Source organism: Collimonas sp. (assembly GCF_044339385.1).
Classification (GTDB): Bacteria; Pseudomonadota; Gammaproteobacteria; order Burkholderiales; family Burkholderiaceae_D; genus Collimonas.
On sequence record NZ_JBIIVN010000008.1, the window covers coordinates 22,378 to 28,630 of the forward strand.

The following is a 6,253-nucleotide window of genomic DNA, read 5'->3' on the forward strand; positions in this document are numbered from 1 at the left end:
TCACAATCATTCAAAAAATGAAAAACAGCGATAGCCGATAGGCTATCGCTGCCTTAAAACGAGGTGGCGACCGCTCTGTTACAGGGCAGTAACCTGGGGGTTACGCAAAGCCGCAATACGTTGCTCGATCGGCGGATGACTAGAAAACAACGCCATGAAACCTGGCTTGTCATTTATCCCGAGCGCAGCCATCGATTCCGGCAAGGCGGCCGCCTCGACGCCGCCGAGGCGAGCCAGCGCGCGCTGCATCGGCAACGCGCTGCCGAGCAACCTGGCAGAGCCGGCATCGGCACGGAACTCGCGATGACGCGAGAACCAGGCGACAATCAACGACGCTCCGATACCCAGCACAATCTGCGACACCAGCACCGCGGCCATATAGCCGACACCGGGACCGTCGTTATTGCCGCGCGACAATGTGCGATCAACAGCATAACCGATCACGCGCGACAGGAACACCACGAAAGTGTTCACCACGCCCTGGATCAAGGTCATGGTGACCATGTCGCCATTGGCTATATGGGCGATTTCGTGACCAAGAACAGCCTCGACCTCTTCCTTTGTCATGCTCTCCAACAAGTCGGTGGAGACTGCGACCAACGCGGAATTCTTGAAAGCACCGGTAGCAAAAGCATTGGCGTCGCCCTGATACACTGCGACCTCAGGCATGCCGATACCGGCGCGCTGCGCCAGCTTGCCGACGGTATCGACGAGCCATAACTCAGTCGAATTTGAGGGTGAGGTAATTACCCGTGCGCCAGTCGACCATTTCGCCATTTGCTTGCTGATCAACAGAGAGAAAATCGACCCGGTAAAACCGACCACCAACGAGAACACCATCAGCATCGGCAGGTTGAGGCCGCTGCGCGTCAGAAAACGGTCCACGCCGAGCAACGACAGAACGATGCTCATCACAACCATCACTGCGATGTTGGTAGCAAGGAACAAGAAAATACGTTTCATGCGGAAAGCTCCAATCTGAAAAAGAATTGTGCTCAAAATAAGGTCGGAGACGCAAATTTCAAGAGTAAAAGTGGCAATTATGCCAGACTGACGGCGTGTAAAAAACACAGCACTTTAACAATCTTAGCGTGGCAAACACCTGCAACGTGCACACTAGCCAAATAATCTAGAAAATTCATGTCAGAAATTATTGAAGCGAGAGCTCAAAAATCTTTCCTGCGCAACATTTTTCAGCAGTTTCAGCGAGATCGTCTGATGCAACTGCTGCTGCTAGCGGCGATTGTGCTGTCAGCCCTGTCTCCGCACCCGATAGCTGACTACCGAGCCTGGGTTGACTGGAATACCATCGCCACCCTGACCGGCATGCTGCTGCTGACAACTGGCATCGAGGCCAGCGGTTACCTCGAACATCTGGGCCGCGCGATCATCAACCGGCTGCATCATGTGCGTGCATTGGCGATATTTCTGGTGTCGGCCTCGGCGCTACTGTCAACCGTACTGACCAACGATATCGCGCTGTTTGTCATGGTGCCGTTGACCGTAAGCCTGCGCGGCATGAGCAACTTGCCGATCGGCCGACTGGTCATCTTTGAAGCGCTGGCGGTCAATGCCGGGTCTCTGCTGACGCCCATCGGCAATCCACAAAATATCCTGCTGTGGCAACGCTCGCATTTGTCGTTTGGCGCATTTACCTGGCAAATGGCGCCGCTTGCGCTGGTAATTTTTCTGATGTTGCTCGGCGCGACCTGCCTCTGTTTTTCGGCGCGCCGCATCGATACCGAACTAACAGATAATCCAGCGGCATATCGGGTCGGCCTATTGCGCACCTGCGCCGCGCTTTATCTCGCTTTTCTGGGGACGGTAGAACTCGGCCATCCAGGCTGGGGGTTACTGTGCGTTGCGACTGCCGCAGCGCTGTTCTGCCGGGAAATCATTGCAAAAGTCGACTGGACTCTAATCCTGGTCTTCATTCTGATGTTTATCGACATCCAGTTACTCGCCCAACTGGATTCCATCCAGACCTGGGTTGCCGCTATCCCGCATTTGTCGCAACTTGAACTGCTTCTCGCGGCAATGCTCGGCTCGCAAGTTATCAGCAACGTACCTGCGACGATACTGCTGGTGAACTATTCTACGGCTTACAAAATAATCGCCTTCGGCGTCAATGCCGGTGGTTTCGGTCTGGCTATCGGGTCACTGACCAACATCATCGCGCTGCGCATGGGTGCCGAGCGTCATCTGTGGCTGCGTTTTCACCTGTACTCCTTCCCCTTCCTGATCTTGTCTGGGCTGGCTGCCTGGGCCCTGCTGGGCTGATCACAAGATCGACGTCAACCGGGAAGCTGTCAGCGGCGCATATTTTCGGCAAAGATAAAGAAGTGCACTATGTAAAGTGCACTATGCATTTGACCATGCATGCGCAAGAAGACTTGGCAGATATGCCGACACTACGCTATCGGCCGCTCCAGTTTCCAATAGATGATCGCCGCCGACATACCGAATATAAGATGCGCAACCAGGGTAGCCCACCCGCGCATATCGTCAAACCACGAAAAAAAGCGGGCCATCCCGTAAAAATTGAACAGGTAAGCCAGCAGACCGAACACAGCACCTGTCAACAGCACCATACCAAAGCTCGAATCGAAGTGAAACGGCGCGATAATGGTCGCCAGAATCAACCCAAGGATGATGCTAAATACATAGTGAGTGGCGAGCGCCACAGCCACCACGGCGAGACTAAAGTCGCCGGCTTGCAGGGTGTCCGGGCCGATGACAATCGCCGCAACCATACGTGAAGTAGTCCAGGGGCTAATTTCCGTCACCATGGTTGACCAAAACAATTCCAGCACCATCAGCACCGCACCGGCGGCAAACCCGGCGATGGCCGCGGCCGGCCAGTCTGGCAGGCGACGCTCCCAGTGATGCGAATGCATATGAAGTTCCATGACGGCCTCCTGATCACAACGACAACAAATAGCATCGCAGCGCACCCTGCGCTCGACATTTGTGCAGCCCAAGCCCTTTCAATTTAGTACAGAATCCCAGACATGCAAAGGAAGCAATGCTGGCCATGCGGCCATGTGTAGAGGCTTGTCAGCAGCGCAGATCACGCAAGTCGATTACCAATCGTGCCAGATCGGGGTGACATTATCAGGAAGCGGCGGCAACCCGCCGAGATCAACCCGCGACTCGGTCGGACTATGAAAATCCGATCCGCGCGAGGCCAGGAAGCCATAATCGACGGCAACCTTGACGTAGTAACCGTATTGATCGGGCGTGTGGCTGCCGGTGATGACTTCGATAGCACTACCACCCAACTGTTTGAATTCATCAAAAAATGCCCCGAAAGCCAGGCTACTGAGCTTGTAGCGGCCGGGATGGGCAACTACCGCCAGGCCGCCAGCGCCGCGAATCCAGCGCACCGATTGCTCCAGCGTTGCCCAACGATGCGGCACGTAACCCGGATTACCTTCTGTCAGGAAATTTCGGAATACTTCGCTGGTATCGACGCAGCGGCCAATTTCCACCAGGTAGCGGGCAAAATGCGTGCGTGAAATCAGATCAGGATTACCGACATGCTTCAAGGCTCCCTCGAACGCACCGGGAATACCGACGGCAGCCAGTTGCGTTGCCATCTCTCGGGCACGCCGCTCGCGGCCACCACGGGTGGTGGCCAAGCCTTGCAACAGTTGCGGATTGGTTTCGTCGATTTGCAGACCGACGATGTGGATCGTCTGATTAGCCCAGGTAATCGAAATTTCAACCCCTGACACGTAACGCAAATCAAGCGCAGCGGCGGCTGCGCGCGCTGCGGCAATACCGTTAATTTCGTCGTGATCGGTCAAGGCCCAGATATCGACACCATTGGCCTTGGCGCGCTCAGCTACCGCCATCGGCGTCAAGGTGCCGTCGGAAACGTTGGAGTGGCAATGGAGGTCGGCGTTGAACATCGTTATTCTGTGCTAGCAGGCGGGGGAAAAGGCATCGTCGTCCGATTGTACGCTGGTTAGACCTGCCATGCTGCAAACGCACATTTTTGCTGCGGATGGCTGGCAAGGTCAGCCCCCGGCATGCTCTCGGAGGAAGCGCTCAAGCAGCTCTGCCAATAGTTGCGGTTGATCGTGATGCAGCATGTGTCCCGCATCTGGAATAACAGCGTGACGAGCGTTCGGCAGGCAGGCAATACGGCGTTCGATTTCATCGCGCATCACGTCCTTGCCCCCCATCCATAGCCACATATTCGTCTCGGCCGCCTCAACACACAGCACCGGCGCGGCAATTCGGCGCCAGCAGGCGATCATTTCCTCAACCCTGGGCAACACAGGATTGATGATCTTGTGAGTAGGATCGCCCAGAATTTCCCACCGTCCGGCATCATTCTGGCGTGACCAGTGCCTGGCCAGGAACGCTGCGCACTCATCGCGCAGGCGCGGGTTGTTTTTTTTGCAGGCGCGCGACTACCGCCGGCAGGTCTGCATACGTATTCATAGCCGGCGGTGCGCGCAGTTGATCGAGCCATTTGGCGTAACGCGCGGGTGCCAGTTCCGGCGCCATATGCGCACCGCCGAAGCCCTCCAGGTTGATCAGCGCCTTGATCCGCTCGGGGCGCGCTCCGGCATACAAGCCGGCGGCATAGCCACCCATGCTGTGGCCGAGCAGGTTGACCGTCACGTCGCCAGCGTAATGCTGTAACAACGCATCCAGATCGGCCAGATAATCGGGGAACCAGTAAGTATCCACCGGCGGTCCTTGAGTCTGGCCGAAACCGCGCCAGTCAGGTGCGATGACATGCCATTCTTGCCGCAAGCAATCGACCACAAATTGGAACGAGGCGGCAACATCCATCCAGCCATGCAGCATAAAAATTTTCGGGGCGCCGACCCGGCCCCAATGACGCACGTGATAGCGCAAGCCACGCAGCGGGATGAAGTCGGAACGGGATGGGAGCATTGACATCGCAGTTGAATGATCAGGCGAGAAATTGGTCGAGGTCAAAATTGGGATGCAGTTTATTACCGGTGAATTTCTCCGCCAGCCAGATGTCCGCGCGCTGGCGGCCGGCATCGTGCAAAGCATGGATGAACGACGCCTTGGTGTTCAATTTGCTGGAAACGCTCAATTGGCTCATCACCGCATCCGAATCGATCACATGGATTTGCAGCTCTCTCAGACGCTCGTGCATTTTTCCGCGCGCCTGCGGATCGGCGCATGCTTCGTGCTTGGCCAGCGCCAAGCCACCCAATTCAGTAAAGAAGGTGGAACTAAAACTTATTTCACTGAGGCGCTGGCCGATTTCGTCAGTGCTGGTTGGCGTTACCGGCCGCCGGAAAGGATGCAATAGAACCGCCACCACATCGGGCGAGGCACATAAATGCAACAACGGAAAAATCGGTGGATTAGCGGTCAGGCCGCCATCCCAATACGCTTCGCCGTCGATCTCCACCGCATGGTGCATCGATGGCAGACAGGCCGACGCCAGCAGCGCATCCTGCGTCAGATCGTGGTTACGGAAAATGCGTAAGCGGCCAGTGCTGACCTGGGTTGCCGCGATGAACAGTTTAATTTTGCCGTCGCTGCGCAACCGCTCGAAATCGATCTGTTTGGCCAGAATGTCTCGCAGCGGATTCAAATCAAAGGGATTGAGCTGGTAAGGCGAAAACATTCGGGTTACCGAGAACATGTGCTTTAACAGCGCCGAGGAAGTGGCCTGCGAAGCAATCCCGACCTCGCTCAGCGCCTCCGGCCGCATGAAACTGTAAATATCTCTGGTGCTGACACTCCCCCAGAAATCAGCCAATGCCTGACGCGCGCCGTCACGCCCCCCGATTGCCAGGCCGTAACTCATCGCCACTGCATTCATCGCCCCGGCGCTGGCACCGCTGATACCTTCGATATCGATACGCGGATCTTCCAGCAAGCGATCCAACGCGCCCCAGGTAAATGCACCGTGGGAACCGCCGCCCTGCAACGCCAACGTCACTGATACTGTTTTGTTTTGCATGCCAGTCATCCAAGGTGAGTAATCATTAATGCATTGAGCCCGCCATCGGCGTGATCGCTGTTTTAATAGAAACCGTGTTTGCCGCAATTGCGCAACTTACTTTTTCAACGCACTTTCAACGCACTTTCAACGCACTTTCAACGCACTTTCAACGCACTTTCAACGCACTTTCAACGCACTTTCAACGCACTTTCAACGCACTTTCAACGCACTTTCAACGCACTTTCAACGCAGTTGTTCAGTATGAGCTTCCCTCGATTTTTTGTCTTCCAACAGGTGGCTTTTATG

At 55.7% G+C, this 6,253-nt stretch carries 6 protein-coding genes and 1 pseudogene; 2 read left to right on the forward strand and 5 right to left on the reverse strand.

All coding sequences use genetic code 11. The features are described from left to right. Positions 1-78 precede the first annotated feature (78 nt). Positions 79-963, reverse strand: coding sequence for a protease HtpX (htpX, locus tag ACIQ0R_RS01270; RefSeq protein WP_395822906.1), 885 nt, complete (start codon positions 961-963; stop codon positions 79-81). 177 nt (positions 964-1,140) lie between these two features. Here htpX and ACIQ0R_RS01275 point away from each other — a divergent pair, with 177 nt between their 5' ends. Further along, the gene (locus tag ACIQ0R_RS01275; protein WP_395822908.1) at positions 1,141-2,280 is read left to right on the forward strand and encodes an SLC13 family permease; all 1,140 of its coding nucleotides are present in this window, start codon (positions 1,141-1,143) and stop codon (positions 2,278-2,280) included. A 131-nt stretch (positions 2,281-2,411) separates the two neighbouring features. Here ACIQ0R_RS01275 and ACIQ0R_RS01280 read toward each other — a convergent pair whose 3' ends face one another. The 4 genes and pseudogenes from ACIQ0R_RS01280 to ACIQ0R_RS01295 form a co-directional block, all read right to left on the reverse strand. Continuing rightward, entirely contained in the window at positions 2,412-2,909 is a 498-nt protein-coding gene (locus tag ACIQ0R_RS01280) for a hypothetical protein (protein WP_395822910.1), read from the reverse strand. A 174-nt stretch (positions 2,910-3,083) separates the two neighbouring features. Next, entirely contained in the window at positions 3,084-3,914 is an 831-nt protein-coding gene (locus ACIQ0R_RS01285; protein ID WP_395822912.1) for a 3',5'-nucleoside bisphosphate phosphatase, read from the reverse strand. 108 nt (positions 3,915-4,022) lie between these two features. Next, positions 4,023-4,920: pseudogene (locus tag ACIQ0R_RS01290) on the reverse strand (alpha/beta fold hydrolase). Positions 4,921-4,933: 13 nt separating this feature from the next. After that, a complete protein-coding gene (locus ACIQ0R_RS01295; RefSeq protein WP_395822914.1) occupies positions 4,934-5,965 on the reverse strand; it encodes a patatin-like phospholipase family protein in 1,032 nt (343 codons plus the stop codon). A 50-nt stretch (positions 5,966-6,015) separates the two neighbouring features. On the opposite strand from ACIQ0R_RS01295, the gene ACIQ0R_RS01300 reads away from it, so the two are divergent. Continuing rightward, the coding region (locus tag ACIQ0R_RS01300) for a hypothetical protein (RefSeq protein WP_395822916.1) at positions 6,016-6,253 on the forward strand (238 nt) is incomplete at its 3' end.